Origin of the sequence: Burkholderia metallica (genome assembly GCF_902832845.1) — a bacterium.
GTDB classification, from domain to species: Bacteria; Pseudomonadota; Gammaproteobacteria; order Burkholderiales; family Burkholderiaceae; genus Burkholderia; species Burkholderia metallica.
Map to the genome: position 1 here is coordinate 95,467 of NZ_CADFDB010000015.1, position 24,919 is coordinate 120,385.

The following is a 24,919-nucleotide window of genomic DNA, read 5'->3' on the forward strand; positions in this document are numbered from 1 at the left end:
CCACAACGGTGTTGGTTGTGGGAAACGGGAGAAGCGCGGGGACCGGTGGATATGTGGGAAACCTGCCGGCGTGCGCGGATTTAGGTCGTGGATCGATGGGGTGTCGAGCAACAGCCAGAGAGAAAACGCTGTGATCACGTTCGGTTTGGCGGTATTCGGCGGGCGCGACTTGGCGGCCGCCGATCACGGTCTGCGCAATTCAGGATTGCGCACTGGATGGGTGGTCCGCGCGGGGCGGCGGCTGCGCAGCGGCGCGGGCGACGCCCGGCGCGGCGACAGCAGGAAAAACACGGGAGCGCCGGCACGGTGCACGGTCCTTCGGGCCGGCGGCCGCGACGGTGGCGGCCGCCGTGCTGGAGCTGCGCAATGCGAGCATTGCGCTCTGGCTAGGTGGTCCGCGCGGGGCGGCGGCCGCGCAAAACCGCGGGTGACGCCCCGCGCGGCGACAGCAGGAAAAATGCGGGGGCGCCGGATCAGCGCTCGGAGCGGTTGCGTCGGCCGCCGCGACGGTGCCGGCCGCTGCGCGCGAATTGCGCACCGAGCAATTGCGCCGCGACGGATGATGCGCGGGGCAGCGGTGCGATAGCGGGGTATCAGGTCTCAGTGCTTTACGTTGCGCGGCCGAATTCCGTTACACTTCGCGGCAAGGGGGAGGGGCAAGATGGAGTGATAGAGGCCATGACGGCAGATGCAGGGAAGACAGCGCGCAAGCCGCGATCGATCGAAGACGAGATCGCGAGGGCGGCGGCGAAGCTGAAAAAGCTGCAGGACCAACAGCGCGAGATGATCCGCAAGGATCGCGAGCGGAATCATAAGGCGGTGCTCGAGCTGCTGCGCGCGGAAGGGCTGGACGAGATCCCGGCGGAACAGTGGAAAGAGCGGCTCGAGGCGGTAAAAGTCGCACTCGCGAAACCGGGCGAGACCCCGGTGCCGGCGAAACCCGCCCAGGGCGTGCCGCCCGCCGCTGTCACCGACGGCGCGTCGGTGTGATCGTTGGGGCAATCCGGCGACGCACGAAGTGTGCGCGGAGCGGGATTGCCCCGATTCGTTTGCGCAGCGCGCAAACTGGCTAACGCATTGGTCGCGGGCTGGCGGGTGGTCGCGGCGTAGCGGCGAGCGCCCGCCAGCCCGCGACGCCGCGCAAAAATCCCGGCTCAGGCGTGCTCGTGTACAGGCGTCGTCACCGTCAAAGTGAGGCCGAGCGCGCGCACCACACGCAGGATCGTCGCGAATTCCGGGTTGCCGTGCTCGTCCAGCGCCTTGTAGAGGCTTTCGCGGCCAACGCCCGCGTCGCGCGCAATCTGCGTCATGCCGCGCGCACGCGCCACAGTGCCGATGGCTTCCTGAATGTCGGCAGAATCGCCAGTCTCGAACGAAACCCGCAGATATTCGGCCTGCGCCTCGGGCGTGTCGAGGTATTCGGCCGCGTCAAACGGCGTTGTCTTGATACCCATGTCAATCTCCCAATTGCGCCGAAAGCGCGATAGCGCGCTCAATGTCGCGCTGCTGCGTTGACTTGTCGCCACCGCATAGCAGGATGACGAGCGTTGAGCCTCGTTGGACAAAGTAGACGCGATAGCCGGGGCCGACGTGCACGCGCATTTCGCTCACCCCGTCACCCACCGACTTCACGTCCCCGTACTGGCCGCGCGCGAGCCGTTGAATCCGCTTGGCGATCTGCGCGCGCGCGATGTGGTCACGTAGGCCGCGCAGCCATTTCGCGAAGTCGTCTGTCTGCTCGATTCTCATAGCCTATATAGTATCCCATAGGATACAAAAGTTCAAGGTGCATTCTGGCTACCGGCCGGACGGCCGGCGACGCGATCAGTGCGCGTCGAAGCGGGCGCGGTTTTCACGCGACGCGCTCGACCTCTACAAACTGCGAGCCAAAGAGCGATTCCGCACGGGTCCAAGCCTCTTCGTAACTGCATGCGTCGATGATCTCGACGTCGAATCCAGTCGCTGTCTTGTAGGTGATCGCCCACTGAGCGCGCATGTCAAATCTCCTTCGTGAAGTCCCGCTATAACGGACGCGGGTTGCGTCGATGACGCGTTATTGCGAAAACGCGCCGTCGAACACGGCGCGTTGCGTGTCGGACAGGTGCGTCGCGTCGATCTGTGTAGCGCCGTTCACGATCATCAGCGCGTAGGGTTCGGCAAGAATCCGCGCTTCGCGACACAGGATCGGATCGCCTTCGACGCTCGGTTTGCGGGCGCGCCAAATGTTGATCGCGCGCTGGATCTGCTCGATATGCAAAACAGTGGTGATGTTCATCGCTTTCGCTCCGTGACGTGCGCCGTGTTCGCGACGCACGCAGGTTAGTCGATGCATTCGTCGAAGTGCCAGCGCGATTCCATTTCCTTGGCGGCACCGATTGCCTCCTGAAGTGTCGCGCGCGGATGGCCGGCGTTCGGCTCGCAATCGCCGCCCCGATGAGAGACTTCGAGGGCAGGGACATAGCCGTCCCGGGTAAGGCTTACGCTCGGGCGCGTTTCGTTCAACCCGTCCATGTCGTTGAGCCATTCCCCGAACCAAACGACTCGACCGCGTTCCTCGGCTTCGAAACCGTCATCCCAATGCGGAATCAGACTGGGCTCGCCCGCCAGCAAGAGCGACATGTCGGCCCCTTCGAGGCATGCACGTGCTCCGCTCGCGCGGGCGCAGATTTCAGCATCCCAGAGGTATTGCTCGGCCTTATCTTCGTTGCCGGCAGTTGCAGCGATGCGAAACAGCGTAAGTTGCGCGCGCGCTTCGAGGGCAAAATCGAAACTGTCGACGGGAGTGCGATCAAATTTCACGGTTCGCTCCGATCGGCGCGCCAGCGTCGGCGCGCCCGCAAAATGGTCAATGGAAGATGCCGAGTGCTTCACGGATGACGCGTTGAGCGCTCGCAGCGCCGTAGCGCTCGCCCCGTGCGTACGCCTTTTCGTAGACCTTGATCGCGACATTGATTTGCCACGCGGTCCAGTCGATCGTGGGCAGCGAAAATGCCAGTTCGCCGTCGTCGCCATGATGTACCGCGATGGAGGGCGCAGCACTTTCGCAGCGCGCAATCGCGAAAAAACCTTCCGTGATACCTTCGATCATCAGTTCGTCAGTCTCGTAGCTCATCGTGAATCTCCGGGTCATTGCCAAACCGGCGACCACGCGCCGGACGAAAGGCGAAACAGGGTGATGCGCCGAGCGCGACCGTCGATGCTCGTTTCGAGCCGCACGGCGCGCGCGTCGTCATCAGGGCGGGTCCAGCGGTACAAAACTCGAAACGGGGCATCAACCGGGCAGCCGAGCCAGTGCGCGGCGGTCACGCGCAGGCGATTTTTCGTGTGTCGAATGCCTGCCTGGCGGTGAGCCTCGGGGGGTGCGGGGGGAACGCCCGCGCGTGTGTGCGTGATTCGGTCGGGGGTGGTTGTGCTCACGATTTCGTCCTTTTGTGTCGGGTTGTGGATCTGCCATTGGGAGCCGCCTCGACGCGGGTTTAGCGCGGGCAGGCACGGGTGCAAGGGCGCGCCCGGAGGCCGCATGCGGAGCGCAGGCGTAGCCGAGCACCGAACGGGTGAGGACGTGGGCGGAGCGAAGCGCAGCCTTTACCCTTGCGCCCGTGCCTGCCCGCGCTATGCGTCGAAAAGGGGCGGCTCCCAATGGCAGATCCACGCGCTTAACCCGGCGCAAAAGGATGGAGCGCAACCACGCGGTTTCCCCGGCCGGATCGCGCACACGGCGCGGGGCAGCCGGTCCCGCGCCCCCTCGGCCGGCGTAGCCGGCCGCTAGACCTGCTGTCCGCCCGCGAGTAGCGGGCACGTACTCCACGAGCAAGCGAAGCGCGCAGCGCCGGCACGGCGCGCAGACGTCAGGGATTGAAGCCCGTAGGGGCGAGACTCGCGCAGCGAGGCTCGACGCGCAGCGCGAAAGCCCGGCCCGGAGCGAAGCGGAGGGAGACGCCCGAGCAGCAAGTCAGGGAAGTGCCGCCAGCGCATGCGCCACAGCGACGGGCGCGCATGCGCAGCATCGGAAAGGTGATCCTTTACGGGAGCGGCAGAGAATCGGAAAGTGAGAACTTTCGGGAGTAGATCATCATGCTGCGGACGGCCCGCCGAAGAACACTGACCGGCACACCGCACCAGCGGGCGCGGCGCACCCGCTGGCGTCGATTAGGTCAATCACGCGGCGGCATGCCTTCACCTTCCGCTACGACCGTGCCGTCGCTCACGTCGTCGGCCGACGCAACCAACGCAGGCTCGTCGGCCTCCGCTTCCTCGGCGCTTTCGTCGGCATGCGACGCCTTCGCCGGAACGTCCCACAGCTTCATCCGCACGACTTCGGTCTTCGCGAAATGCTCTGGCAACCAACCGCGCCCCGCGATCAGCCGTTCGGCCTCGGTCGCCGCGTCCCCCTTCTTGAGCTTCGCCACGCGCATCGCATCGGAACGTGACGCGGCCGCGCTCACGACGTCCACGATCCGATCTTTCGAAACGTGGTCGAAGTAGCCCGCCTTCGTCGGTTGCCACGCATCCGCGAGATTCAGCCCGAGCGCCGGGATCAGTGCGTTGATCGCGTGCGGCCGCTCATCCGGGCGCACGCTGTCCACGCTCGCCGCGACGTACTGCGCGAGGATCAGCAGCAGGCGCTCGTCGGTCTGCTCGATCAGCCAGCGCAGCAGCGCGTCACTGTCATTCGGGATGACGCCTCCCCAAACCCGGCGTTGCTCTCGCCGCATCGTGAACGCAAGGTCGTCGTCCAGTTCCGGCGCATGCTTCGTCAGGTTGTGGGAGTGGTCACGGAACGTCACGTCCAGCGCGCTCCCTTCGGTACTGTGGCCGTACTCGCCCGCCAGCAGCCGGTGCACGAGCGCGGCGAGCGCGACGTGCGGCTGCTGCTCGAGGGCGGCGGCAACGGCCGCCGTGCGATGCGCGTTCAGGCGCAGCGTCAGCCGTTCGGAGTGCGGCCCCTTCGCGGGCTTCACAGCCGACGCGCCGACGCGCGCGGGCTGACCATCTGACGAGTCGTCGTCATCGTCGTCACCATTCTCGCCACTTTCGGTCGTCGCGGCTGCAACCGGCTCACGCGCAACGAGTCCGCGCTCGATCACGGGCTCGCCGTTCGCATCGAGCGAGAGAAGCGCGCCAGCCTGCGCCATGTCGTCGGGATGGTAGACGAGCAGTGACTCTTCGATTTCGTCGCGACGCACGGTCAGCGCTTCTTCTTCCGCCTCGACGCGCTCGGCGACATCGTCGTCTCTCTCGTCGGCATCCCAAAATTGAGCAAGTTCGGCCAGCCGCTGATCGATCGCCGCCAGTTCTTTCGCAACCTCGTCTGTCGGTTCCGTTCGACGCGGCAGCACCGGGCGAAATTGCGACCGCGCGGCATGGTCCCGTTCCGGCATGGCTTTCACCCATGCCCAGCCTTCGGCCAGCACCGACGCGCCGAGTGCTTCCAGTTGCTCGGTCGCGAGGCGCAGCATCAGCGCATGATCGCGATACCACGCATCCTCGGCTGCGGAGAACAGGTCGCGTCGCACTGCACCGCCAGCCGCTTCGAACGCCTCGACGCCAACGAATTTCGCGACGCGGTTGCTCACGAACGACTGTTCGTCGCGCACGAAGCGGCGGCGGATCGCGTGCGCGTCGCGGTTGTACGGCTCGGCGTCGAACCACGCGGCCTCTTGCTCGTCGTGACTGTCCGACAGCGCAACCGCCTGCATTTGGTCGAGCTTGATCTCTCCGGTGCGGAACAGGTCGACCAGCTTCGGAGACACTCGCGCGAGCTTGAGGCGGCGCTGCACGGTTTTCGGGTGCACGCCGTACAGGTCGGCGATTTCCTCGATCGACCGGCCAGCTTCAACCTGAATCCGGTATGCCTCGCACGCGTCGGCGGGGTGCATCGGCTCGCGCATTTCGTTCTCGGTCGCGGACAGCAGCACGGCATCCTCGACCGGCACCACTTTGCAGCGCACCGGGTGGTCGGCGGGGATGTAGTCGTGTTCGAGCAGGTAGACGAGCGCGAGGCGACGGCGGCCGCCAGCAGCGACGCCAAACGTCTGCGCCTTCCTCGCCCCGACCTTCATCGGGTGCACGATCAGGTTTTGAAGCAGGCCGACTTTCCAGATATTGAGCGCGAGTTCCTTGATGCCGGTCGGGGGCACGCGCCGCACGTTGTAGGGGGACGCGACCAGCCGTTTAAGCGGAATGTCGCGCAGGTCGTCTGCCGTTCGGTGAGCCTCGGGGGGTGCGGGGGGAACGCCCGCGTCGTGGGCGAGGGCCGGGATCTCGGTGGTCACTGCGTTCATACAAGCCTCCTTTACGTCGGGGTGGAAAAAGCTGCCATTCGGAGCCGCCTCGACGCATGGGGAGTGCGGACGCGCAGGCACTGCAAGGGCGCGAGCAAGGCCGCAGCGCCTCGGCCGCCAGGCCGGGCGACCGGGCGCCGCGCGCGGCAACGCGAACCCTTGCGGTGACGGCGGGCCGCACTATGCGTCGGGATGAGGCGGCCCGATGGCAGCTGATTCGCCGACGGTGGAAGACTGGAACGCGGGGACGGCTGCCGAAGCCCGGACGTCGCCGGCGCCGGGCCGCACGCGCGGCCCGAGCGCGAACTCCGCGCGGCTCGCCGCGCGGCTGGCGGGGCGGCCAGCGCCGGGGCCGGACGCCAGCGGCGGCCGAGCCCCAGGAGCGGACAGCCCGTATCTCTGGCGCGCGGGTGCGTGCGGCTTGCGTGCCTGGCGAAGCCGGGCGCGCAAGGTGCCGCGCGCCGGCTGGATAATCGGAACGGCGCGGATCCGCCGCGGCCAGCTGGGGCGAGCGGTCCCCCGCCCGCGCCGGCCGCTCGATGCGGACGGGGTGGGCCGCCCCGTATCAGTGGAACATTTCGCGGTACGGAAACGGCCTTCCGCGTTCCAGTCGCCGGCCGGGCCCGCGGGTTCAGGCCGGAGGTGGAACATGATCGATTGGAGATCGCCGCCGGCACCAGGCGCGCGCCGGCGGCCGCACGTCAGGTCGCAGCATTACCGCGGCCGTGAACAACACCGGCGTCGAATGCCGCCGCGAGCGCGTCGCGGATGCACCAGACCGCGCAATCGTGAAAGTCCAGCCGGTCGCTGTGGCGCGTTTCGAGTGTGTCGATGCGCAGATGCATGCGTGCGATCGCGAAAAGCAACATTTCGATTTCGTTTTTCGTCATGGGAGCCTCGCAAACGGCCGGCTGCCGGCAACGCCGGCGCCGGCGTCGGCGGATGAATTTATCGCCGGGCGCACTGGCCGGCCTGGAACGCTTCCAGCATCGCGTAACGCAACGACGCCGGCAGCACTTCAATTTCCGTGTTGGATTCCCACACGTCCGAGATCTCCGGGCCGAAGGCGTTTGCTGCGATCGCGGCCAAAATCGCGTCAATCAAATAACGGGGCATGCTGTTCTCCTGGTGTGCCGGCCGCGGCGAGCGGCCGGCGCTCGTGTGGTCAAGAAAGCTGCACTGCGCCGCAGTTTTCGGCTAGGCAGAATGCGAAATACCAGTTGCGGTACAGCTCGGCGAACAGGTGATCAACGTCAGCGTCGATCGCTCCGATGAACCGGCTGAAATCGTCGGCCAGCTTCGCGGAAGTCCGCGACCCGATCGTTCCCGACGTGATCGAGAAATCGATCAGTTCCTTAAACGGGCCGTCCTTTGCTGCGATAGCGCCGTTCGTATGGCAGATTCGCGTGGCGCCGATCGAGATCGCCGGGTAATCGGCGAGCTCGGCCAGGCGCTCGCGGAAAATGTCGTGCATAACGTAGGTGCCGGCGCTGAATTCGAAGGAATTGCGATACCGGTAGATACGCGCCATGTCCAGGTCGCTGGCGCGGTGTGGGAACCGCGCCGCGGCGTCGAGGCGAACACAAAACACGTCCACGGGGTCGCCGTTCTCGTTCGTGCGGGGATGGTCGAGCTGCTCGAGACCGGAATAGGCTGAAACGATCAGTCGCATGGTGAAAGTCCTCTGTTCGGGTCTTAGGCGGCGGCCAAAGCGGCGCCGGCAACAGGCGCCGTCAGGCGCGCCTTGGCGGCCGCAAAGTAGGTCGCGTCCAGTTCGATGCCGATATACCGGCGCCCGAGCTCGCGGGCGGCAACGCACGTCGAGCCGGAGCCGGCGAACGGATCCAGTACGACGTCGCCGGGCTGCGTAAAAGCGGAAATGAGTGTGCGCAGCGCGGCGACCGGCTTTTCGGTCGGATGGTGGCGGTTGCCGCTGTACGGAAACGGCATGACGTCGGCGATCGGCGCGGCCGGCGCCGCGGGCCGCCCCTTGGCGAGCAGGTAGGCCGATTCGTGCTGGTACTTCACCAGGCCGGCCTTGGACGCGTAGGACTTCGTGAAGACGAAGTGGCCGGCCACGCGAAAGCCGGCCGCCTTCCAGGCATCGAAAAACAGGTCGACCTTGTTCCAGCCGTAGAACGAAATGCACACGGCGTCGCGCTTCAACACACGGAACATTTCGGCGAACGCCGGCGCCAGCCAGTCGCCGTTTACGTCGTTCGCGATCGAGCGGCCGCTCCGGTCGCGGAAATTGACGAGGTAGGGCGGGTCCGTGACGATACAGTCGACGGATTCAGGGGCGAGTTTGGGCATGGCGACCAGGCAGTCGCCGTTGTACAAATAGCTCACGGTCAGCTCCATAGAGTTGAGATAAGGGCAGCCGGAGCGATGCGGCTCGCAAACCGTGCTACCCGGAGCTGGCGAGCGCCCGCGGGAGAATGGCGGGCAAGGGGACCGTGGAATACCGGAGTGCGCGAAGCGCGCGAGGATATGCCGCGAAAGCCCCTTGCAGGAGCAGGGCGCCGTGCGACACTCGTCGCGCGCGGCGCAATGGTCCGGCCGCCAGGCTACGGCGGGCGAACGTGGGCTCCGGGTTCAAAGGTCGACTGCGGAAGGAATGCGAGGCGCTTGGCTAGCGCGTAGGCGCCGGGCGCGGGAGTGGTGTTGCGTCACGGACATGAGCGCGACGGCGGACGCAGATCGCCGAGCGCGATCGCGATTTCCGTGTCGCGGCCGCGAAGCGGCCGCCGCGCAAAATTGGGATCGTGGAAATGGGAGAACCGAGTTGGTTGATCACCAATCAGCGTCAGCTACTACGCCTCGAGCTCGAACGCCAAGGAAGTCTGTGCACCATCCGTCGTGGCCTTATGCGCCCAAGCCCGCCGCGCTTCCTCGGGAAGTTCGCTAAAGCGCACACCGTAGGCAAGGAGCTGCTCGACGTCGTGCCCGAGGTTCAGTCCGAGCCGATCCTTGAAGTCGGTGCGACGGGCCACTTCATCGTGCTTCAGTTGCTGCTTATGGGAGAGGGTGAGCGCGCCGTAGTTCAGGTACCACCGATAGCCGGTCGTGATCCCGCCGGGATGAAAGCCGCGGTCGTGCATAGCCGCGAGGCGATCCGCTTCGAACTCCAGGATCATCTCGGCCGACTCGAGGTCGACGTCGAAGCGATCGCCGGTGCGGACGCGCCAAGTGCTCTTTCCATCACCCAGGTCCAACACTGTCGGCGCGCACGGCGAGCGCTCCGTCAAAGCCTCCATCAGCGGATCTCGAAACCCGGTCCACTGATCCGCCGTATCGTCCCACTCGGTGCCGACCTTCAGAAAAAGCGGCTCGGGCAACGGTGCCGGCGCGGCCGGTGCGATTTCCGGTACGGGATTACTCACGCCACGCTCGCAGATGTCCCGGTAGTCGGCCCAGATCGCGAAGGGGGCCGCGAGTCCCTGCAGCGACTGCATTGCGTCAACGGCAATCATCATCGGCAGGGGCAAGGTCTGGAATTTCGGTTGCGTTCCAGCGCGTCGAGCGCGGATCCTCTCGTCACGATCGATTGTCAGCATATACCGGACGAGCTCCCGTACGGTAGCCGCACCAAACGTATCCGGTTCGAGGCAGATGTACCCTGCACGGATTGTGCGACCGACCCAATTTCGACGCGACCAGTCGTAACGGATCGCGCGGATGAAGCGGTTCAGCTGCTGCAGGCCGCGCGCGTAGGCGTACCGATCTCCATCGAAGCGGATCATCTCGGCGAGCGAACGATCATCGGCTTGCTGGCAGGTCCAGCAGCCGGTGCGCGCATCGCAGTTTCCGCGTCGCACACGCTTGCCGGCGGACGCCTCCTCGAACGTGAGATCGGACACGATCGCGCAGCTGCTGTTGCCGGCATGCGCGTAGATCCGCTTCGTCTCTTCGAAGTCCGTGTAGGTCAGGCGCAGCCCGGACGAGACTTCGCCGATAAACTCCCAGACATCTTCAGTCGACCAGTCGGCGATGGGGCAGAGGGTGAGTTCGCCGTCGCTGTTGCGGACCGGCGTATCGGCGCGATCGCCACGGGCGGTCATCTTCGCCTTGCGGCGCTCACTTTCGTTGAAGCGGGTGCCGAGCAGGACCACGGGTTCTGCATAGCCGGCCTTCCGTGCCTCGCGATATAACTGATTGCGACCGACGCGGCTGGGCTCGATCTTCAACGAGACTGAGCAGTCCGAATTCGTGCCGGCGTAGCTCGGCAGGGCCCGGCCCGTGAGGACCGACAGTTGCCAGGACGTCGCGAGTGACGGTGCAACAACCAGCACGCGTACCTCGAATCCGTGCGACCGGCCATAGGCCTCCATCTTCCCCAGCTCCCGACGCGCGTGCTCAACCATCTCGGGCGACTCGACCAGGGTGTCGGCCGTAATCACGCAGACAAGCGGCTGGCCACCGCCGGCAACATGCTGGCGTGCTGCGTCCAGCGCGAGGCTCGTTACGACTCCACTATCCTTGCCCGCGCTGAACTGGCAAATCACCATCCGATTCGCGGAAAACAGCGCCCCGAGCGCCTCGAGCGCGCGTTCGACGCGCTGATCGACGGTGGGGCGCAGTTCCGCCTGCAGGAACATTTCGACCGTTTCCATAGCGCTCGGCTTCCGTGGTCAGTGGGTGTCGCGCCGCACAAACAGCCGTGCGCCCGTGACCGACCGGGGAAACCCGTGCGCGTCTGTGGTTTCCGCAAGCATCGCGTCGACGTCCATCTGTACGTTGGCTCCCGATCGACGGCTGCCGGCCCGGTGCACGCCGACGATCTCGAGCAGCTGCAGCCGGCCCGCGCGATAATCCTCAACCGTCATAGCCGCCCGGACGTCGGGTGCCAAAAAGTCTGCGTAGCGCACCGCGAGGCGCTCGATTGCATGTGCAATTGCGTGATCGCTGAACTGTCTCGACAGGATGATGCGGTCCGCAGCCAAGTGAACCGTCAACCGGCCGGCCGACGTCAGCATGAAGTGCTCGACCCGCTTGACCTTCCCCCCGTCGACCACGCGTGTGGCTTGCAGCGGCAACACGAGCCGAGCCACCTGCAGGTCACGCGGGCCGTCGGTCCAATCGACGGTCAGGTGCGAGCCGATCGCTTTCTTCGTGACGGCGATCGCAAACGACGTCGTGGGAAATGCCTCCCCAAGAATCGTCTGTACCAGCTGAGCCGTTTCGATGAGGTTGAGCGTATCGGCGATGACCTTCGGCGGCGTCGCGTCGCCAAAGCTGGTGCGGGCACGCACCGATTCGGTAGAGCGGGAGAGGTTGTTTCCGGTGGCAAGCATCATGATCGACCTCGATAGAAATGGAACACGACAACGTTCGGAGAGGCGCCGACGGAAATCGCCGGCGCGTGGGGCTTAGCTCTTACGGGTGCGCAGCGCGTCGGCGAGAACCCAAAGCGCACGGTTCAACTTGACGTCCTGGTCGATGCCGGTGACCGCCCGCGTGCGAGTGCGGCGGCCAGTCGCGGTCCGGCCGGGTTGCCCACCTCGAATCAAGGATTCCTGCACGCGGTTGAAGGTCGTCCACAAGTCGTTACCGGCATCCGCGGTACGGCGCGGACGGAGTACCTGTTCTTCCGTGATCGGCGCCGGCGCAATCGTGGTGTCGTAGCGGTAGGCGAGGGCGGCTCGGGCAAAAGCGTGCTGCTCGTGCTCATCGAGCTGCACTTCAGTCATCCCTTCCTTGACCTCGCGGATCAAGTCGAAGCCGTCGAGTACGTCGTAAGCGCCCGCGACGACGTCGTCGACTACGTTGCCCTTGTGCGGGACGCGCACGTCGTGCGTCGTGTCGCCGAGCACGAGGCCGTTTTCGCAGACGAAGCGAAAGTACCCACCCAGCATTTGATAGCTGCTCGAACCATCGTGAGAATTGAGGAGAATGATTTCCGGTGAGTCGGCTTGCGTGACCTGCGTGGCATGACGCAGGCGGAGCATGTGCTTCGCGTGCTCGCGCTTGCCGCTGTCGCGCACGCGCGTTTGGCAGACCATGAAGGGCTGAAACCCTTCCTCACGCAGCTTCGTCAGGATCTCGATAGTCGGGATGTACGTGTAACGCTCCGACCGGGAGTCGTGCTTGTCGGCCGCGAAGATCGATGGTGCGACCTGCCGGATTTGATCGTCATCCAGCGGCGTGTTCGAACGAAGGACTGGGGCAGTGCGGCTGAACGTCGTTGCGAGTTTCATGGCTTTCTCCGTTGAAAATTCAGATGCGAGGCAGATGGAAATCGACGGTGTCCGTCAACACCAGACGACGTGGCGGTAGTCGACCGTGCGTCGGTAGTAGTTGCGTCCATCCCATGGCGTGTACGTGTATTCCATGTACGCACACTGCAGGACTACTATCCAATGGTGCAGTCGGTTCGCTTCCATCGTGACCTCCGACATCTGTTGGGTTGCATTTCAGGCCGACCGGGACCCAAGATTCCGAGTCCCCACGTAGGGGTTGTGCCGGTGCTGCCTGGACTTCGGCAGAACTGCTGCCGCCAGTCCCCTGAGTTCGTCGTCCCGCGACTGAAGGAGCCTGCCGGCGGGCGCGTTCAAGGGCGGTCGCAAAGCCGCATGCGGAGCGCAGCCCGAGGGGCGAGCACCGAACGGGTGCCGCGGCCGGCGAAGCGCACCCTTGAATGCGAACGACGGTGGGCTACGGTCGCGTTTGGGACGGCGAGCGCAGGGGACTGGCGGTATGCGGAAAGTTGAGACAGCACCGGCTCGCCGCGCGGCGAGCGCCCAATCGGGGCGGAGCCCCGGCTGTATAGGGGGTGTCGCGTTTGCGTCAGGGATTGAAGCCCGAAGGGGGCGAGACTCGCGCAGCGAGGCTCGACGCGCAGCGCGAAAGCCCGGCCCGTAGCGAAGCGAAGGGAGGCGCCCAGGGTCGGCCGCAAATCCCACACGAACGTGTGGAACGGAGGAGCACAGCGGCCGAAGGCATGTGGATACGCGAAGCAGGGCGGGCTCATCAGCGGCAAGCGCCCCTCTCGCGGTCTCAAGGCCGCGTGACTGGAATAGCACATCCTTCGCCCGGCTAACGCCCGTCACGACCCAACATGATCGAACCCGACTGCCATCGTGTGTCGCACCAGCGGCGTGGGCCCGGCTGCCACTTCGTGACAGCCGAGCTCGCGCGGGCCGGCAAGGCGTGCGCGATACCGCGCACCAGGCACCCGGATGTGCAGGTTTTGCTTCACACACTCGAACGCCTGGTCGGCCGTGCGGGCGCGAGCGTAATAGGTATGTCGATACGCCGGGCGCCGTTCGCGCCCGGCCGCGATGTCGACCGCCCAGACCTTGACTTCCTTGTTCGACCACCATGCGACCGCTTCGACTTCGTCTCGGGACAGAATGCAGTGCTGTTTCATCTCGAATCCTCGGAGAATGCGGCCCGCCGCGGCGGGCCGCTCGTAGGTCACAGGCCGCTACAGACTGCCGGGCAGGGTCAGCGCGATCGCAACCGGACGCACCCAAACCGGCGTCGACGACAGCTGGAACGTCTCGCCGGATTCGGCGAGCAGCAGTGTGGTGCCCATCACCTCGGCGATCGCTTCCGCGGCATCAGGCGGCACCGCGTTGCCGATACGCTCGCGCCATGCCTGATCGCTGTCGCCATCCAGCTTGAAGTGGCCAGCGAACACATTGCCGGTCGCCGCAATCTGCTTGCGGTGCCAGTCGCGTTCTTCGGCATCGATCCAGGTCTGCTCGGGATCAACTAGGGACTGCAGTACCGCCAGCTCGAGGGTGGTGAACGGGCGGTGCCACGTGCCATCAAGTGCGCGGATCACCGCGACGGTCTTCTCGGTCGCCGCTGGCATACGAGGATCGGCGACGGACCAGCGGCCGTTGTCGTGGCCGGCGGCGGCCGATACGGCTCCGCTGTGCTGATCCCAGCCGACCACGCCGTAGTGGCCGCCGGTGAGGTAGGCGTCGCCCCGCTCGCGGCGCATGCCCGGTCGTGGGTCAGCTACGGCGAACGCCCCTTGTCCGCTGTCGCTGCGCGCGATGACCGTGCCGGCCGGCTCGTCGAAGGCTGTCACCTTGTACTTGCCGGCGCCTTCGAAGCCGGTGCTCGAGCGCGGGTCGGCAACCGCATACGCGCCCTGATCGTCGCCACCGATAACAGTGCCGGCGTGGCCGGTCCATTCGGTCACCTTGTACTTGCTGAACAGGGGGCCGGCCGGTGGCCGAGGATCTTGAACGCACTGGCCGGTACCGTGTGCGCTGGTGACCGCGCCGGCGGCTTCTCTCCAGGGCACGATTCGGAATTCGTTGTTGTGCTTCGCCGGGCCCTGGTGGCGCGGGTCCGCGACGCTGAAAGTGCCTTGCCCGGGCGACTTCTGACCGGTGATCGTGCCGGCGTGGTCGTTCCAGTCGAGCACGCCGTACTGCTGGTATTGCGCGGCGTCGGCCGGCCCGCGCGGGTCGGCGACCGAAAAGCTCCCGTTGCCCGGACGGCTCGCGCCGGCCACGACGCCGCACGGTTCTTCCCAGCGGTTCACGCCGAGCACGCCGTTGTGCATGTCCGGCACGATCAAGTAGTCGCGCAGCTGACCGTTCTCGACCGCGAGCTTGTTCAGGCTGCGCCAGTCGCTGCCGGCTTCGACGAAGGCGAGGCGCACCCATGTTTTCCACTGCAGCGAGGGCACGCGATGCATCGGGCCGGCGGCCTCGACGTCGCCCGGCAGCGGCATGCGGCCGAGCAACGTACCGACGCCCTGAAGGCGATTCTGGGGCGGCTCGTACAGGAACGCCGGTACCTTTTCGGTATGCCGCGCGACGAGCAGGAAGCGCTTCCGGCTCTGCGCCATCCCGCGCTTCGCGATGCGGCCGCAGTCGTGACTCGTCTCGTTCTTCGCATAGCCGAAGTGCTGCAGAATCTGCCCGATCTGATCCAGCAAGTGGCGGCCGCGCGTTGCGAGCCGGGGGACGTTTTCGAACACGATGAGTTCGACCGGGTCGTCCTTCCACGCTTCACACATCAGCCAAACGCAGCGCAGCGTGAGTTCGTTGAGCGCCTGGTATTTCGGCGTGCGGCTGAGCGTTTCCGACAACAGGCCGGACGCGCCCTTGCACGGCGACGAAATGAACACGCAGTGCGGATGCTGGTAGCCGGCCGCGCGGCGCACGTCTTCGGGCGTGGCCTCGCGCCAGCCGGCAGGCGGCTCGACGCCGTGGAACGCGGTGTACTGCTCGCGCGTGAAGAGGTCCATGAGCGTGCACGGGACGCCGGCAATCGTACGAAAGTCGCGACATGCAGCGGGATCGTTGTCGATGCCGCCGATACAGCGCCAATTCGCGATCAGCTCCCCCACTCGAGACTGGGCTTTTTGGAAGCCCTTGGCTCCACCGCCCAAGCCACTGCACATCGTCAATACGTTGTAGGTTCGGGTCATATCCATGGTTTTTCTCCGGATAGCGTGGCCCGCTCGCGCGGGCCGAGCGTGGGTTAGCAAGCAGCGAGAAGTTGATCGATCTGCGGGCGCAGCCAAGCCGCCGTGCTGATCGCAGCCGGGGTCAGCTTGCGAACGTATGCCGACGTACCATTGGGAGATCTGGTGGGGCTGAACAGGAACGCGTTGCGGCGCAGGAGCTCGCGGACGTTCTTCGCCGGCTTCGCGTCGAAGATGAATGCGGCGCGGTTGTCTTCGATATCCTCGCGGTACACATAGCCTTCGCCCTGATGCTCGACCGAGGGGCACGCGGCGATTTTCTCGAGCTGGGCGATCCGATCACGAATGCGGCGGATGTTCGCGCTGCTATTCGTGATCTCGTACGACGCGAAGCCAACACGACCGGCGAAATCCGGCGTAAAGAGCTTGTCGATGGCGTCGGGCTGGTATCCCATGCGTGCAAGACCGGCGCGGTCATCGCGACGCACCAGTTGGTTCGTGCGCTTCATGCGATCGTGCCGATCCTCCAGTGCGACCAGCTGCGCACGCAGCTTTGCCACCGCGTCCGGGTCATCGCTGGAGACCCCGCCTTTGCCCACTGCAGCCGCCCGACGTTCCAGCTCATCAGCGCGGTCGTCGAGCGCGAACGACTTCCCGAACGTCTTGTGGATGCGGTCGCGGTAGTTCCTGTCTCGCGATTCGGAGTAGTGGCCGGCCAGAACGGGCTGGCCTGCCGGAATGACCGAGGCCATCTCTTTGGCAGCGGTATAGGCGATCCGGGACGCGGAGCGTGCCTTGTTGGCGCGCGCCTCGAGACGCGTGCGACTGTCGTGCTGGCGTTGCTGGAACTTGTTCACGAGCTTTCTCCTATAAGGGTTGACGCGGCTGGAACGGGTTGGCTGTCAGGCTGACCGGGCCCCAAGATTCCCTGTCCCCGCGTAGGGGTTCGGGCTTTGGTGCCTGGACGTCGGCAGAACTGCTGCCGCCAGTCCCCTGAGTTCGCCGTCCCGCGACAAAAGGAGCCCGAAGCCGGGCACGTTCAAGGACGGACGCAAAGCCGCACGCGGAGCGCAGCCCGAAGGGCGAGCACCGAACGGGTGCCGCGGCCGGCGAAGCGGATCCTTGAAAGGGAACGGGGAAGGGCTACGGTCGCGTTTGGGACGACGAGCTCAGGGGGCTGGAGGTATGCGGATACGCGAGGCAGCACGAGCTCGCCGCGCGGCGAGCGCCCCTTCTCGCGGCCCCAAGGCCGCGAGACTGGATAGGCAGGTCCGCGTGTCGCGGCATCAACGCGACACGCGGTTGCGCTATGCTTTGGCGTGATCGTGTGAAATCAGAGACGAGTCGATGCTCATTCGAGAACAGGGACGCCTCATCAAGGTACTGCGCGTCGCGCCTCCCACACAGCCCCCGACCAGGGGGCGTCGGCGCGAACACGTGCTCGGCACGTTTCGCGCCGACGGGCCGATACCGGCCCAGCTGCTCGATGCGCTGAGCCGCGACGAGCGCAAAGCGCTCGCGCGCTGGCTCGAGGTCTACCGAGAGGGCCAGCGGCGCACGGATGCGCGCACGACACTGGCCGCCGCGCCTGCGCACCTCGAGTCACTCGTCGGCGCACTCGAGCTGGCGGCCGATACTTTGTCGGCTGCCGAGGCGGACCATCTGTGGGCGCAGCTGCAGGCGATCGCGCGAACGTTGAGGCGCGCCGGCCACCCACGGCCGCGCGCAGCACGGCGGCCGCCGGCGCCGATACCCGGGCAGCAAGACTTCTTCGACGACCTAGACGAGCTCGAGCAGCTGGCTGAACAGTGAGCTCGCTCCCCTCCAGGAAAACCACCATGCATCCACACCGTATCGTCGAAGACAAAGGCCGCACGCAGATCCCGACTCGGCATCTCAACGATCAGGAGGGCCAGCGCTCGGCGTGGCTCCGCTGGTGTCTACGCGCGCTCCGTGTCTTCGGAGCAGCCCCCAAGGCCCATTGAGAGGCTTGACGAGAGATCGCCATGTCGAATCGACGCGCACCTTCATCACGACGACACCAGCCGTCCGCACATGCGAAACTCGCCCGTACCTTGTTGCTGCCGATGCCTCGGCAGAAAGCAGAGGAACTCGCATTGCAGTATCACGCGGCATTCCAGGCGCTGCGCATGGGCCGCGGCTCGGCGCACGGACTGGCTGTCCTACTGCAGCTGGTTGTGCTTTCGGGCTTCGTCGACGAAGCCCGAAAGCACGAGTTGCGCATGGAGGTCCTGGTTGCCACCGAACGCGGTATCAACGCCGCGCTCAAGCAGGGCAAAACTTGCGGCGTGTGGACACTGGATCCGCAGACGGATGAGCTCGTCGCGGCATTGATTGGGTGGCACGATGATCAACTGCGCGCGGCGCCGCTGGCGGTGTTCGCCGAGGCGCTCGAGCGGCTTGAACGGATGCGTGACGGTCGGTCCTACGACCGTCCACCGGCGCGCCGCAGTGGTACAGAATCCCGAATCCGTTGAATTGGATCGCCGCACCGGTGGCCGAATATTGCGAACCGTCCGCACCCCTGATATATATACAGTGCCTACGGCAATATCAGCCGCAATGCGGCGCGGAGACCAGAATGGATTATCTGATTCGAGTGGCCGGCTTTCGCGATCGCGAAGCTTTGACGCGGCCGACGTACCGGCTTGCCGGCAAGCACGCTGACCTGGTCCGGGCACCGCGGAGCCAAGCATGATCGCCGCGCCGATGCTCGAGCAGCGCGACACGATGGTTGCGCTCGGATGGACTGTGGTGAGCGACTACGGGTATTCGCATGCCAGCGGCTGGACGATCGGTGTCTGCCGCGTACACGACAAGTGGGTCGTCGAGCTATGGGATGGAAGATCTCTCCATGCCACCGTCGACTCACCGGTCGCGGCCGCTCGGCTTCATCGGGAAATCATCGCTGGAGCGAACTCGAACACTCGCGACGACGTCGACGATCAGCACGCGATTTCTAGCTGATGAGGTCGAGTGCCCGGCAGCGGCCGGGCGCAGCACGAAATTTTCTGCGGCGTTATTCGGGGTGCTCTTGATTTCCACGCTTTTTTCCGGTCAGCTGCCTTTCGGCCCAATAAGGCTTTGCCTTGCGCCCCCCAATAAATATCTATATAGATCAAGACGATACTGTCTGCCCGTCGCTTGATGGTCGCCAGTCATCTTCCGCAGGTTGTGTCGACCCGAAATTCTACGACCTCCAGCTCGACAGGCCTCCTTGTCAGAGCCGTGAACAAGGTTCGTATTTATGCTCCGCAGCGCATAATCACGAACCTTGCTCATCTCCCAACTAAAGTTTCGCCTGCCGCCGTTAGCAGGCCGGTCGAGGCCATGGCGGGCGCTTGCCGGAAAACCGAACGGGCGACGCCGATGCTGCGTGACTGATGCGGCAACCCCACCAGCATGTCGTCGAACGCGGTCGCCCGCGAATCGTGGAGCAGATGGTCGATGATCTTCGGGGTCGGCGACGCTGGTCGGCAGTGCGCCGAAGAAAGACTGCTTAGGCGCGGTTCTCGGCGTCAATCAACCTGCCTCCTCCGACCCGATGCTGATTGTCCGCAGCGCGCTCCTCGCCATCGACATCCACCCGGGTCATCGCGGGCTTGATGTGCCCCCATCGGTTTTTTACAATGCGGAAAACGCGCCAACACGTGCGCCCAATCCACACCCAAGGGCCTTAATGCAATCCAAGTCGACTGCTCCCTATACTGTCGTCGTTATTGGTATCGTGATCGCCTGCGCGTTGATGGGTCTGTGCGTGCTGCAGTTGTTGCAGAGCCGCGATGATGCGCTCGACCGCGCCCGCGAAACCTCGCGTAATCTGGGCCTGATGGCCGAACGCGACATCGAGCGCAACGTCGAACTCTACGACCTGTCGCTGCAAGCGGTACTTCACGGCCTGCAGCGCGCGGACGTGATGAGTTCATCCGCGAGCCTGCGCCGCGCCGTGCTGTTCGATCACGCGATGACGGCTCAATTTATCGGCTCGATGCTGGTGCTCGACGCGGGTGGGAACATCATCCTGGATTCCACCAACGACGTGCCGCGGCAGGGCAATTTTTCTGATCGCAAGTACTTCACGGTCCATCGCGACAGTCCTGACGTAGGGCTTTACGTCAGCGATCCATTCACGTCGCGGTTGCGCGGCGGATCGCTCAGCATGGTGCTGTCGCGGCGGGTTTCGACGCCCGATGGCTCGTTTGGCGGCATCGCACTGATTGCGATCAACCTGGAGTATTTCCGTCAGCTGTTTGCCGGGCTATCGCTCGGGCAGCACGGTTCGATGTCGCTGATCGGCAATGACGGCATCATGGTGATGCGTTACCCGTACGACGTGCGCATTATCGGTCGCGACATTAGCAAAGCCGTGACCTTCCGGCGCTTCGAGGCGGCACCGGAGGGTTCTTTTTCGGAAACGGCGTCTATCGACGGGGTGCGCCGTCTCTACTACTTTAAGCACCTGCCTAAGCTGCCACTGATCATCATGGTCGCGGAGGCGGAACAAGATATCTATGCACGCTGGCGGCACCGCGCGGTGACGATTGGCGTACTGGTGGCCACGTTCGGCGCCGCATTTATCGTCGGGTCGGTCATGCTCAGCATGCAACTGCGGCGTCGCATGCGGGCCGAGTCCGAGCTGGTTCTCTTGGCACGCACGGACGGGCTCACCGGCCTGAACAATCGGCGCAGCTTCGGAGAGGTGTTGGACCAAGAATGGCGCCGCGCGCGCCGGGCTCAATCCGTTTTCTCTCTGCTGTTTGTCGACGTCGACCGCTTCAAAGCGTACAACGACACCTACGGCCACCAGGCGGGCGACGACGCATTGGCGGCTGTCGCTCGCTGCATCGGCGAGAACATCCGCCGGCCGACCGATACCGCGGCCCGCTACGGTGGCGAGGAATTCGTCGTGCTCCTGCCCGATACACCGCAGACGGGCGCAGCGCAGATCGCCGAGCGCATTCGTGTGGCCATCGATGAGTTGGCGCTCGAGCACGCCGGTAGCGAATTCGGGCGCGTCACCGCCAGCATTGGCCTGGCAAGCTGGACGCCGGAGCAGGAGGGGGAGGTCGGCGCCGTGATCAAGGCAGCGGACGAGGCGCTGTACCACGCGAAGGCAACCGGACGGAACAAGGTCGCTGCCTTCCATTCCCCAACTTGATTGGCATCGTACCTTTGCGTGGCGCGGCCGCGGACCGCTTTGCACCATCAAAACGAATTGACGGGGTATGCATGGACGATCGCTACGTAGCGCTTGAAAAAGAATTGGCGCATGTAAAGAATGCGATTCAAACGCTCCAGGCCAACCGCAAGGACTTCCCCTACGGGACCACTGTCGGGGATCCAGCGTATTGGCGCGCGAGGCTTCAGTCGATTCGCCGTATGGCCGAACGCTACAACCACTTGAAGCTCCGAGATCGTGCCGATGAACTGCTCATCGAGGTTTCGAAGCTGCAGTACTGGTCTCCATGATGTCGCTTCGACTGCTGCTAGGTTCCTAACGCGGCCCGGTGCGTATGTTCTACCTCTCGAAGATGTTGTCTTGACCGCTCCGCTGGCCCGAGTTTTGAATCGTAACCGTTCCAGCTTGGAACAAAGAATTTTATCTCGCTGATGCCAGTTGCCCGATGATTGCGAGCGGTAGCCTGTCGGATTGACGCCGTGAAAGTGGGTAGTAGACAGTGGGAATCGCGGAGGCAGACGCCCGTGAAAACTTGATTGGGATGCGCCTAAGGTTCGTCACAACGCATTCGATAACCCTCTTGGACCCGCCTCCTGCCAGAGGTTTCGGTTTCCTTCCACACTCTTCGTATTCCTCTGACGGTGTGTCTTCTGCACGCGGGGCCAGTCCATCTAGGCAGCGTGACTGACGCCCTGATTCCGATATTGATCAGCAATATTGAAAACGTCTCGGGTGTGGACCATTGGACGGGCACAATATGATATTTTCCGCATTGCGCGCCGGGGGATCGTCTTCAGCTATCTAAAGTTCCGGACCACTATCGATACTGGGGGCGAAAGCGTCAATTCGCGAAGAAACATTCCACATGCCGTCATCGGGGCGGTGTTGCCCGGTGCCCCATCAGCGCACCCGCGTTCGTGACAGACGGAATAGGTGCAATGGTCGGTGGCGGAGCCGGTGCAGGCATGATAGCAGTTGCTGCTGATCTGATTTAAGCATACAAGATTACGACGTCGTTCCGCGCATATCGATCACAGTTGCTATAGGTCTTGCAGCTCGGCGCCGGCTGCGCAGAAAGCTCATCCATACGCTCCGGCTTGTATGTTGCAGAAACGAAATTCACAATGCATTGCACGGCGAAAGGATCCGCGTCCAGATCGTGGCGCGCGTGACGGAGACGAATGTGATCGCACCGGACGCCGATACGCATTTTCAGGACATTCTCGGCAATCTGGACTAGTTCCCAGGCCACCACGTGGTCGTGGCAATATCGGGCTGGATCGAACGCGTGTTCGGCATCAATTTGACATGGAGGTTTCGAATGAAGCTGAGCGTTGAACTTGCCGTGCTGCGTAGACGACTCGCGGTCACGTTGCATCTCGATCAATGGAAGGAGGCGTGGGAGGGTAGTCGGGACGACGATCCGAACGACGATCGTGAGTGGGTCATCGTCTACCAGACAGCGAACGGATTTTGCTGTATTCACCACGGAAAACCGATCGAGTTCGGCGAGTTTTCCGACGTGCAGTTCTGGTCTGTTGAAATGGACGTCCGGACCTATTTCATGGGCTTGTGATCGCGGTGTCGACGACGATTCGTTCCGGCCCGAGATGCACATAGCGGGGGCAAGCCCCCGCTATGCTTGTACTTCATCGATAGACGATATCCGCGCGACGATTCTGCGCCCACGATGCCTCGTCATGGCCCAGTGCAACCGGCTTCTCCTTGCCAAAACTGACCGCTTCGATCTGTGAGTCAGGTACCCCGAGCGTTTCCAGCGTACGAAGCACGGCCTGCGACCGGCGTTCGCCCAAAGCAAGGTTGTACTCGCTGGTGCCGCGTTCGTCCGTATTCCCTTGAATCAGAACGTGTCGGCCTGGATGGAGGCGTAGATAGTCGGCATGTGCCTGCAGCAGTGACTGGTATTCAGGCTTTACTTCATAGTTGTCGAAATCGAAATAGATGCTTCGTTTCGCGAGCGGGCTGTTGGGGTTGTTCAATTCGTCGGTCATGATCGACGGCGTGCCGATCGCCTGACCACTTGCAGCGTTCTGATTCATCATGCCGGTGGTGCTGGACGTTTTTGTTGCAGAATGACATCCGCCGAGCAGCAACAGCATCAATACCGCCGCATAGCGCATCGAGCCTTTCATCACGGGTCTCCAGAAGAGGGCGTTAGATCGAACGGAATGAGTCGCAGGTCATCGAAACAGGTGACAAAACGCCTGCTGGAAGTTGCTGCGATCTTCGGTGTTCATGTTTTGATGTACGACGGGTTCTTGTAAATCAATCGCAGGATGATTCGAAAGGTCTGAGCGGTCACATGGCCACTAGAAGAGATCACATTAATTAGAGTAGGAGAAATGTCACATCATGACTAGCCAGGACAGTGCGGCGCGGAAATGTGAATTCAGATGGGCTACTTCAACTCGCTGAACTCGATATCAATTCGCCCCGATACGAAAGGCCGCGGCGAGCCTGAGCGATCGGGATGTCATTCGAAATTGTAGAAGGCTGGCGAGTGACCACGGGGATACCGATGATTTGCATTCCCTCGCTCGCAGATCGATGTGCGATGCAGTGTGCAACGTCGGTGGCTTCACTATGGCGTGTTCTGGCCGAGTGCAGTGGCCGTGGGCATCATGGAGGGGCGCTACGCAAAACTGATCGATCTCGGCTACGCGGTGCGTCCAGGCTGCGCCGCACGGAACGCGTGACCGCTGCTGACCGTGACGCCTATCATTGGTGCACTGACGGTCTGGCTGACGCGGCGATTCGTCAATGGTGTGGAGGGGGCATTCCGCAGGTGATTGCCATGTTTCACGCACCGGGCAACGCGGGGGTACGGTTGCGCAACATTCGGGTCCTGAACAGGAAGATTATGTCTTGTTCCCGCCATTCTTAGCGGTTTCAAGATCGATCGAGAAGGTGCGACGATCCATGTCGGTACCGCGCCCATGTTCAACCTCCGGAAGTCTTACGCGCAGTGGTTTCGTACGGTCCGGCCCGTCGTGCTTGAGCACCGGCTGGGGTCCCTACCGATGCAGCTACGAAACATTGGGCTGCTTTCAATGCGCCGCTTGCGGGCGTCGCGTATCTTGCTGTAGTCACGCAAAGGCCGTTCACCGCCTTCGTGATCGTCATCGAGTTCATCAATGGCTATGCGCTTGAGACTTCGCCGAAGGCGACCGCCCTGATCGCCAGCCGAGTATCACGGCTTCACATCACCGCTGTACGAGGCACTGTCGACCCGGTATCACGCCGAACGCAACAGGTTGATCCTGTCGCTTGCTCCGACATGCTTTGGTCGCCAGCGCGCACCGTTTCGGTCGGGCATCCGGAGTTGCTATGCCATCCCAAGTTCGTCCTGGCCGATCAGCAGTTCCGTCGGCGACAGGAACATGTAACGCGGTACGTCGAGGTTTTGCGGTGCCGGCTTGTCGCGAAATACCCGTCCGGCGAGATCGTACGTTGATCCATGGCATGGGCACAGGAAGCCGCCTGGCCAGTTATCGGGCAGGTTTGGCTGAGGCCCCGGCTGAAAGCGGGGTGCCGGCGTACAACCGAGGTGCGTGCAAACGCCAACCACGACAAGAATGTTCCGATGGTCCGCCCGCGAGCGGAAGGTGTTTTTGCAATAGTTCGGTAACGGCATCGAGAAAACGTGGAGCGAGTCGGGATCCGCGACAAGCGGAGTCGCCTTGATGACGCTTTCGAGCATGTCCGGCGAGCGATCCACCACGAACACCGGCATCCCGCGCCATGCAACCGTCAACATCTCCCCTTCAGACAACTGGCCGATGTCGGCCTTGACCGGCGCGCCTGCGGCGAGCGCACTGGCGGGTGGCATCAGCGAGTCCGCGAAAGGAATTGCCGCTGCAATTCCGCCGAGTCCGGTCGCAACGGATGTCACGATGAGCCAACGACGGCGATTGACGTCGGGTCCTGTCGATTCAATCGGCTTCTCGTCCATGTCAACTCCTTCGAGCCACGGATCCTGTTTTGCGAGCCGCTGCCGCACTTGAAACCGCGCTTGAACAG

At 63.9% G+C, this 24,919-nt stretch carries 28 protein-coding genes; 7 read left to right on the plus strand and 21 right to left on the minus strand.

What is annotated here, in order from left to right; translation table 11 throughout:
* Positions 1-678 precede the first annotated feature (678 nt).
* Positions 679-990 (plus strand): hypothetical protein, encoded by a 312-nt coding sequence (locus HWX08_RS30920; protein ID WP_058904083.1) that lies wholly within the window; start codon positions 679-681, stop codon positions 988-990.
* A 164-nt stretch (positions 991-1,154) separates the two neighbouring features.
* Here the strand turns inward: HWX08_RS30920 and HWX08_RS30925 are convergent, their stop codons facing one another.
* The 19 genes from HWX08_RS30925 to HWX08_RS31010 all read right to left on the minus strand — a co-directional run bounded on the left by HWX08_RS30925 (position 1,155) and on the right by HWX08_RS31010 (position 16,535).
* On the minus strand, positions 1,155-1,454 hold the full coding sequence (locus tag HWX08_RS30925; protein WP_011695198.1) for an addiction module antidote protein: 300 nt from the start codon (positions 1,452-1,454) through the stop codon (positions 1,155-1,157).
* Position 1,455: 1 nt separating this feature from the next.
* Positions 1,456-1,749 carry a type II toxin-antitoxin system RelE/ParE family toxin gene (locus HWX08_RS30930; RefSeq protein ID WP_058904084.1) on the minus strand — a complete coding sequence of 98 codons (294 nt, stop codon included), beginning with the start codon at positions 1,747-1,749 and terminating at the stop codon, positions 1,456-1,458.
* A 103-nt stretch (positions 1,750-1,852) separates the two neighbouring features.
* Positions 1,853-1,996 (minus strand): hypothetical protein, encoded by a 144-nt coding sequence (locus HWX08_RS30935; RefSeq protein ID WP_154641514.1) that lies wholly within the window; start codon positions 1,994-1,996, stop codon positions 1,853-1,855.
* A 57-nt stretch (positions 1,997-2,053) separates the two neighbouring features.
* Positions 2,054-2,275 (minus strand): DUF3717 domain-containing protein, encoded by a 222-nt coding sequence (locus HWX08_RS30940; protein ID WP_058904085.1) that lies wholly within the window; start codon positions 2,273-2,275, stop codon positions 2,054-2,056.
* 44 nt (positions 2,276-2,319) lie between these two features.
* Positions 2,320-2,799 carry a hypothetical protein gene (locus HWX08_RS30945; RefSeq protein ID WP_058904086.1) on the minus strand — a complete coding sequence of 160 codons (480 nt, stop codon included), beginning with the start codon at positions 2,797-2,799 and terminating at the stop codon, positions 2,320-2,322.
* A gap of 46 nt (positions 2,800-2,845) precedes the next feature.
* The gene (locus tag HWX08_RS30950; protein ID WP_011695194.1) at positions 2,846-3,112 is read right to left on the minus strand and encodes a hypothetical protein; all 267 of its coding nucleotides are present in this window, start codon (positions 3,110-3,112) and stop codon (positions 2,846-2,848) included.
* A gap of 14 nt (positions 3,113-3,126) precedes the next feature.
* On the minus strand, positions 3,127-3,417 hold the full coding sequence (locus tag HWX08_RS30955) for a hypothetical protein (protein WP_226237366.1): 291 nt from the start codon (positions 3,415-3,417) through the stop codon (positions 3,127-3,129).
* Between the two features lie 737 nt (positions 3,418-4,154).
* Complete coding sequence (locus tag HWX08_RS30960) at positions 4,155-6,284, minus strand: ParB/RepB/Spo0J family partition protein (protein WP_058904087.1); 2,130 nt, start codon at positions 6,282-6,284, stop codon at positions 4,155-4,157.
* A 701-nt stretch (positions 6,285-6,985) separates the two neighbouring features.
* The gene (locus HWX08_RS30965; protein WP_437254620.1) at positions 6,986-7,129 is read right to left on the minus strand and encodes a DUF6900 domain-containing protein; all 144 of its coding nucleotides are present in this window, start codon (positions 7,127-7,129) and stop codon (positions 6,986-6,988) included.
* A 103-nt stretch (positions 7,130-7,232) separates the two neighbouring features.
* Entirely contained in the window at positions 7,233-7,400 is a 168-nt protein-coding gene (locus HWX08_RS30970; RefSeq protein WP_171984200.1) for a hypothetical protein, read from the minus strand.
* A 49-nt stretch (positions 7,401-7,449) separates the two neighbouring features.
* Positions 7,450-7,956, minus strand: coding sequence for a hypothetical protein (locus tag HWX08_RS30975; protein WP_058904089.1), 507 nt, complete (start codon positions 7,954-7,956; stop codon positions 7,450-7,452).
* 23 nt (positions 7,957-7,979) lie between these two features.
* Entirely contained in the window at positions 7,980-8,633 is a 654-nt protein-coding gene (locus HWX08_RS30980) for a DNA methyltransferase (RefSeq protein WP_038740883.1), read from the minus strand.
* 464 nt (positions 8,634-9,097) lie between these two features.
* Positions 9,098-10,897, minus strand: coding sequence for a phosphoadenosine phosphosulfate reductase domain-containing protein (locus HWX08_RS30985; protein ID WP_058904090.1), 1,800 nt, complete (start codon positions 10,895-10,897; stop codon positions 9,098-9,100).
* Between the two features lie 18 nt (positions 10,898-10,915).
* A complete protein-coding gene (locus HWX08_RS30990) occupies positions 10,916-11,581 on the minus strand; it encodes an LPD29 domain-containing protein (RefSeq protein ID WP_058904091.1) in 666 nt (221 codons plus the stop codon).
* Between the two features lie 72 nt (positions 11,582-11,653).
* Complete coding sequence (locus HWX08_RS30995; RefSeq protein ID WP_058904092.1) at positions 11,654-12,481, minus strand: DUF932 domain-containing protein; 828 nt, start codon at positions 12,479-12,481, stop codon at positions 11,654-11,656.
* A 54-nt stretch (positions 12,482-12,535) separates the two neighbouring features.
* Positions 12,536-12,667 carry a hypothetical protein gene (locus tag HWX08_RS34645; protein WP_256857378.1) on the minus strand — a complete coding sequence of 44 codons (132 nt, stop codon included), beginning with the start codon at positions 12,665-12,667 and terminating at the stop codon, positions 12,536-12,538.
* A 662-nt stretch (positions 12,668-13,329) separates the two neighbouring features.
* Positions 13,330-13,653, minus strand: coding sequence for a hypothetical protein (locus HWX08_RS31000; RefSeq protein WP_058904093.1), 324 nt, complete (start codon positions 13,651-13,653; stop codon positions 13,330-13,332).
* A 57-nt stretch (positions 13,654-13,710) separates the two neighbouring features.
* Positions 13,711-15,681: a DNA cytosine methyltransferase gene (locus HWX08_RS31005; RefSeq protein WP_058904135.1), complete on the minus strand. Its 1,971-nt coding sequence runs from the start codon at positions 15,679-15,681 to the stop codon at positions 13,711-13,713.
* A gap of 53 nt (positions 15,682-15,734) precedes the next feature.
* Positions 15,735-16,535 (minus strand): DUF3560 domain-containing protein, encoded by an 801-nt coding sequence (locus HWX08_RS31010; protein ID WP_058904094.1) that lies wholly within the window; start codon positions 16,533-16,535, stop codon positions 15,735-15,737.
* Positions 16,536-17,025: 490 nt separating this feature from the next.
* On the opposite strand from HWX08_RS31010, the gene HWX08_RS31015 reads away from it, so the two are divergent.
* The 6 genes from HWX08_RS31015 (at position 17,026) to HWX08_RS31040 (ending at position 22,454) form a co-directional block, all read left to right on the plus strand.
* The gene (locus HWX08_RS31015) at positions 17,026-17,490 is read left to right on the plus strand and encodes a hypothetical protein (RefSeq protein WP_058904095.1); all 465 of its coding nucleotides are present in this window, start codon (positions 17,026-17,028) and stop codon (positions 17,488-17,490) included.
* 194 nt (positions 17,491-17,684) lie between these two features.
* On the plus strand, positions 17,685-18,176 hold the full coding sequence (locus HWX08_RS31020; protein ID WP_077021561.1) for a hypothetical protein: 492 nt from the start codon (positions 17,685-17,687) through the stop codon (positions 18,174-18,176).
* 217 nt (positions 18,177-18,393) lie between these two features.
* The gene (locus tag HWX08_RS31025; RefSeq protein WP_058904097.1) at positions 18,394-18,666 is read left to right on the plus strand and encodes a hypothetical protein; all 273 of its coding nucleotides are present in this window, start codon (positions 18,394-18,396) and stop codon (positions 18,664-18,666) included.
* Positions 18,667-19,378: 712 nt separating this feature from the next.
* Entirely contained in the window at positions 19,379-20,857 is a 1,479-nt protein-coding gene (locus HWX08_RS31030) for a sensor domain-containing diguanylate cyclase (RefSeq protein WP_058904098.1), read from the plus strand.
* A gap of 71 nt (positions 20,858-20,928) precedes the next feature.
* Positions 20,929-21,168 (plus strand): hypothetical protein, encoded by a 240-nt coding sequence (locus HWX08_RS31035; RefSeq protein ID WP_058904099.1) that lies wholly within the window; start codon positions 20,929-20,931, stop codon positions 21,166-21,168.
* A 1,031-nt stretch (positions 21,169-22,199) separates the two neighbouring features.
* Positions 22,200-22,454 carry a hypothetical protein gene (locus tag HWX08_RS31040; protein WP_058904100.1) on the plus strand — a complete coding sequence of 85 codons (255 nt, stop codon included), beginning with the start codon at positions 22,200-22,202 and terminating at the stop codon, positions 22,452-22,454.
* A 73-nt stretch (positions 22,455-22,527) separates the two neighbouring features.
* On the opposite strand, the gene pal is transcribed toward HWX08_RS31040, so the two are convergent.
* Entirely contained in the window at positions 22,528-23,031 is a 504-nt protein-coding gene (gene pal, locus HWX08_RS31045; protein ID WP_058904101.1) for a peptidoglycan-associated lipoprotein Pal, read from the minus strand.
* Between the two features lie 1,193 nt (positions 23,032-24,224).
* Positions 24,225-24,851, minus strand: coding sequence for a ubiquinol-cytochrome c reductase iron-sulfur subunit (gene petA / locus HWX08_RS31050; protein ID WP_058904102.1), 627 nt, complete (start codon positions 24,849-24,851; stop codon positions 24,225-24,227).
* Between the last annotated feature and the right edge of the window lie 68 nt (positions 24,852-24,919).

Coding starts and splice junctions, on each gene's coding strand:
- HWX08_RS30920 (WP_058904083.1), top strand. CDS start 679: ATGACGGCAGATGCAGGGAAGACAGCGCGCAAGCCGCGATCGATCGAA.
- HWX08_RS30925 (WP_011695198.1), bottom strand. CDS start 1,454: ATGGGTATCAAGACAACGCCGTTTGACGCGGCCGAATACCTCGACACG.
- HWX08_RS30930 (WP_058904084.1), bottom strand. CDS start 1,749: ATGAGAATCGAGCAGACAGACGACTTCGCGAAATGGCTGCGCGGCCTA.
- HWX08_RS30935 (WP_154641514.1), bottom strand. CDS start 1,996: ATGCGCGCTCAGTGGGCGATCACCTACAAGACAGCGACTGGATTCGAC.
- HWX08_RS30940 (WP_058904085.1), bottom strand. CDS start 2,275: ATGAACATCACCACTGTTTTGCATATCGAGCAGATCCAGCGCGCGATC.
- HWX08_RS30950 (WP_011695194.1), bottom strand. CDS start 3,112: ATGAGCTACGAGACTGACGAACTGATGATCGAAGGTATCACGGAAGGT.
- HWX08_RS30960 (WP_058904087.1), bottom strand. CDS start 6,284: ATGAACGCAGTGACCACCGAGATCCCGGCCCTCGCCCACGACGCGGGC.
- HWX08_RS30965 (WP_437254620.1), bottom strand. CDS start 7,129: ATGCATCTGCGCATCGACACACTCGAAACGCGCCACAGCGACCGGCTG.
- HWX08_RS30970 (WP_171984200.1), bottom strand. CDS start 7,400: ATGCCCCGTTATTTGATTGACGCGATTTTGGCCGCGATCGCAGCAAAC.
- HWX08_RS30975 (WP_058904089.1), bottom strand. CDS start 7,956: ATGCGACTGATCGTTTCAGCCTATTCCGGTCTCGAGCAGCTCGACCAT.
- HWX08_RS30985 (WP_058904090.1), bottom strand. CDS start 10,897: ATGGAAACGGTCGAAATGTTCCTGCAGGCGGAACTGCGCCCCACCGTC.
- HWX08_RS30990 (WP_058904091.1), bottom strand. CDS start 11,581: ATGATGCTTGCCACCGGAAACAACCTCTCCCGCTCTACCGAATCGGTG.
- HWX08_RS30995 (WP_058904092.1), bottom strand. CDS start 12,481: ATGAAACTCGCAACGACGTTCAGCCGCACTGCCCCAGTCCTTCGTTCG.
- HWX08_RS34645 (WP_256857378.1), bottom strand. CDS start 12,667: ATGGAAGCGAACCGACTGCACCATTGGATAGTAGTCCTGCAGTGTGCG.
- HWX08_RS31000 (WP_058904093.1), bottom strand. CDS start 13,653: ATGAAACAGCACTGCATTCTGTCCCGAGACGAAGTCGAAGCGGTCGCA.
- HWX08_RS31005 (WP_058904135.1), bottom strand. CDS start 15,681: ATGACCCGAACCTACAACGTATTGACGATGTGCAGTGGCTTGGGCGGT.
- HWX08_RS31015 (WP_058904095.1), top strand. CDS start 17,026: ATGCTCATTCGAGAACAGGGACGCCTCATCAAGGTACTGCGCGTCGCG.
- HWX08_RS31020 (WP_077021561.1), top strand. CDS start 17,685: ATGTCGAATCGACGCGCACCTTCATCACGACGACACCAGCCGTCCGCA.
- HWX08_RS31025 (WP_058904097.1), top strand. CDS start 18,394: ATGATCGCCGCGCCGATGCTCGAGCAGCGCGACACGATGGTTGCGCTC.
- HWX08_RS31030 (WP_058904098.1), top strand. CDS start 19,379: ATGCAATCCAAGTCGACTGCTCCCTATACTGTCGTCGTTATTGGTATC.
- HWX08_RS31035 (WP_058904099.1), top strand. CDS start 20,929: ATGGACGATCGCTACGTAGCGCTTGAAAAAGAATTGGCGCATGTAAAG.
- HWX08_RS31040 (WP_058904100.1), top strand. CDS start 22,200: ATGAAGCTGAGCGTTGAACTTGCCGTGCTGCGTAGACGACTCGCGGTC.
- pal (WP_058904101.1), bottom strand. CDS start 23,031: ATGAAAGGCTCGATGCGCTATGCGGCGGTATTGATGCTGTTGCTGCTC.
- petA (WP_058904102.1), bottom strand. CDS start 24,851: ATGGACGAGAAGCCGATTGAATCGACAGGACCCGACGTCAATCGCCGT.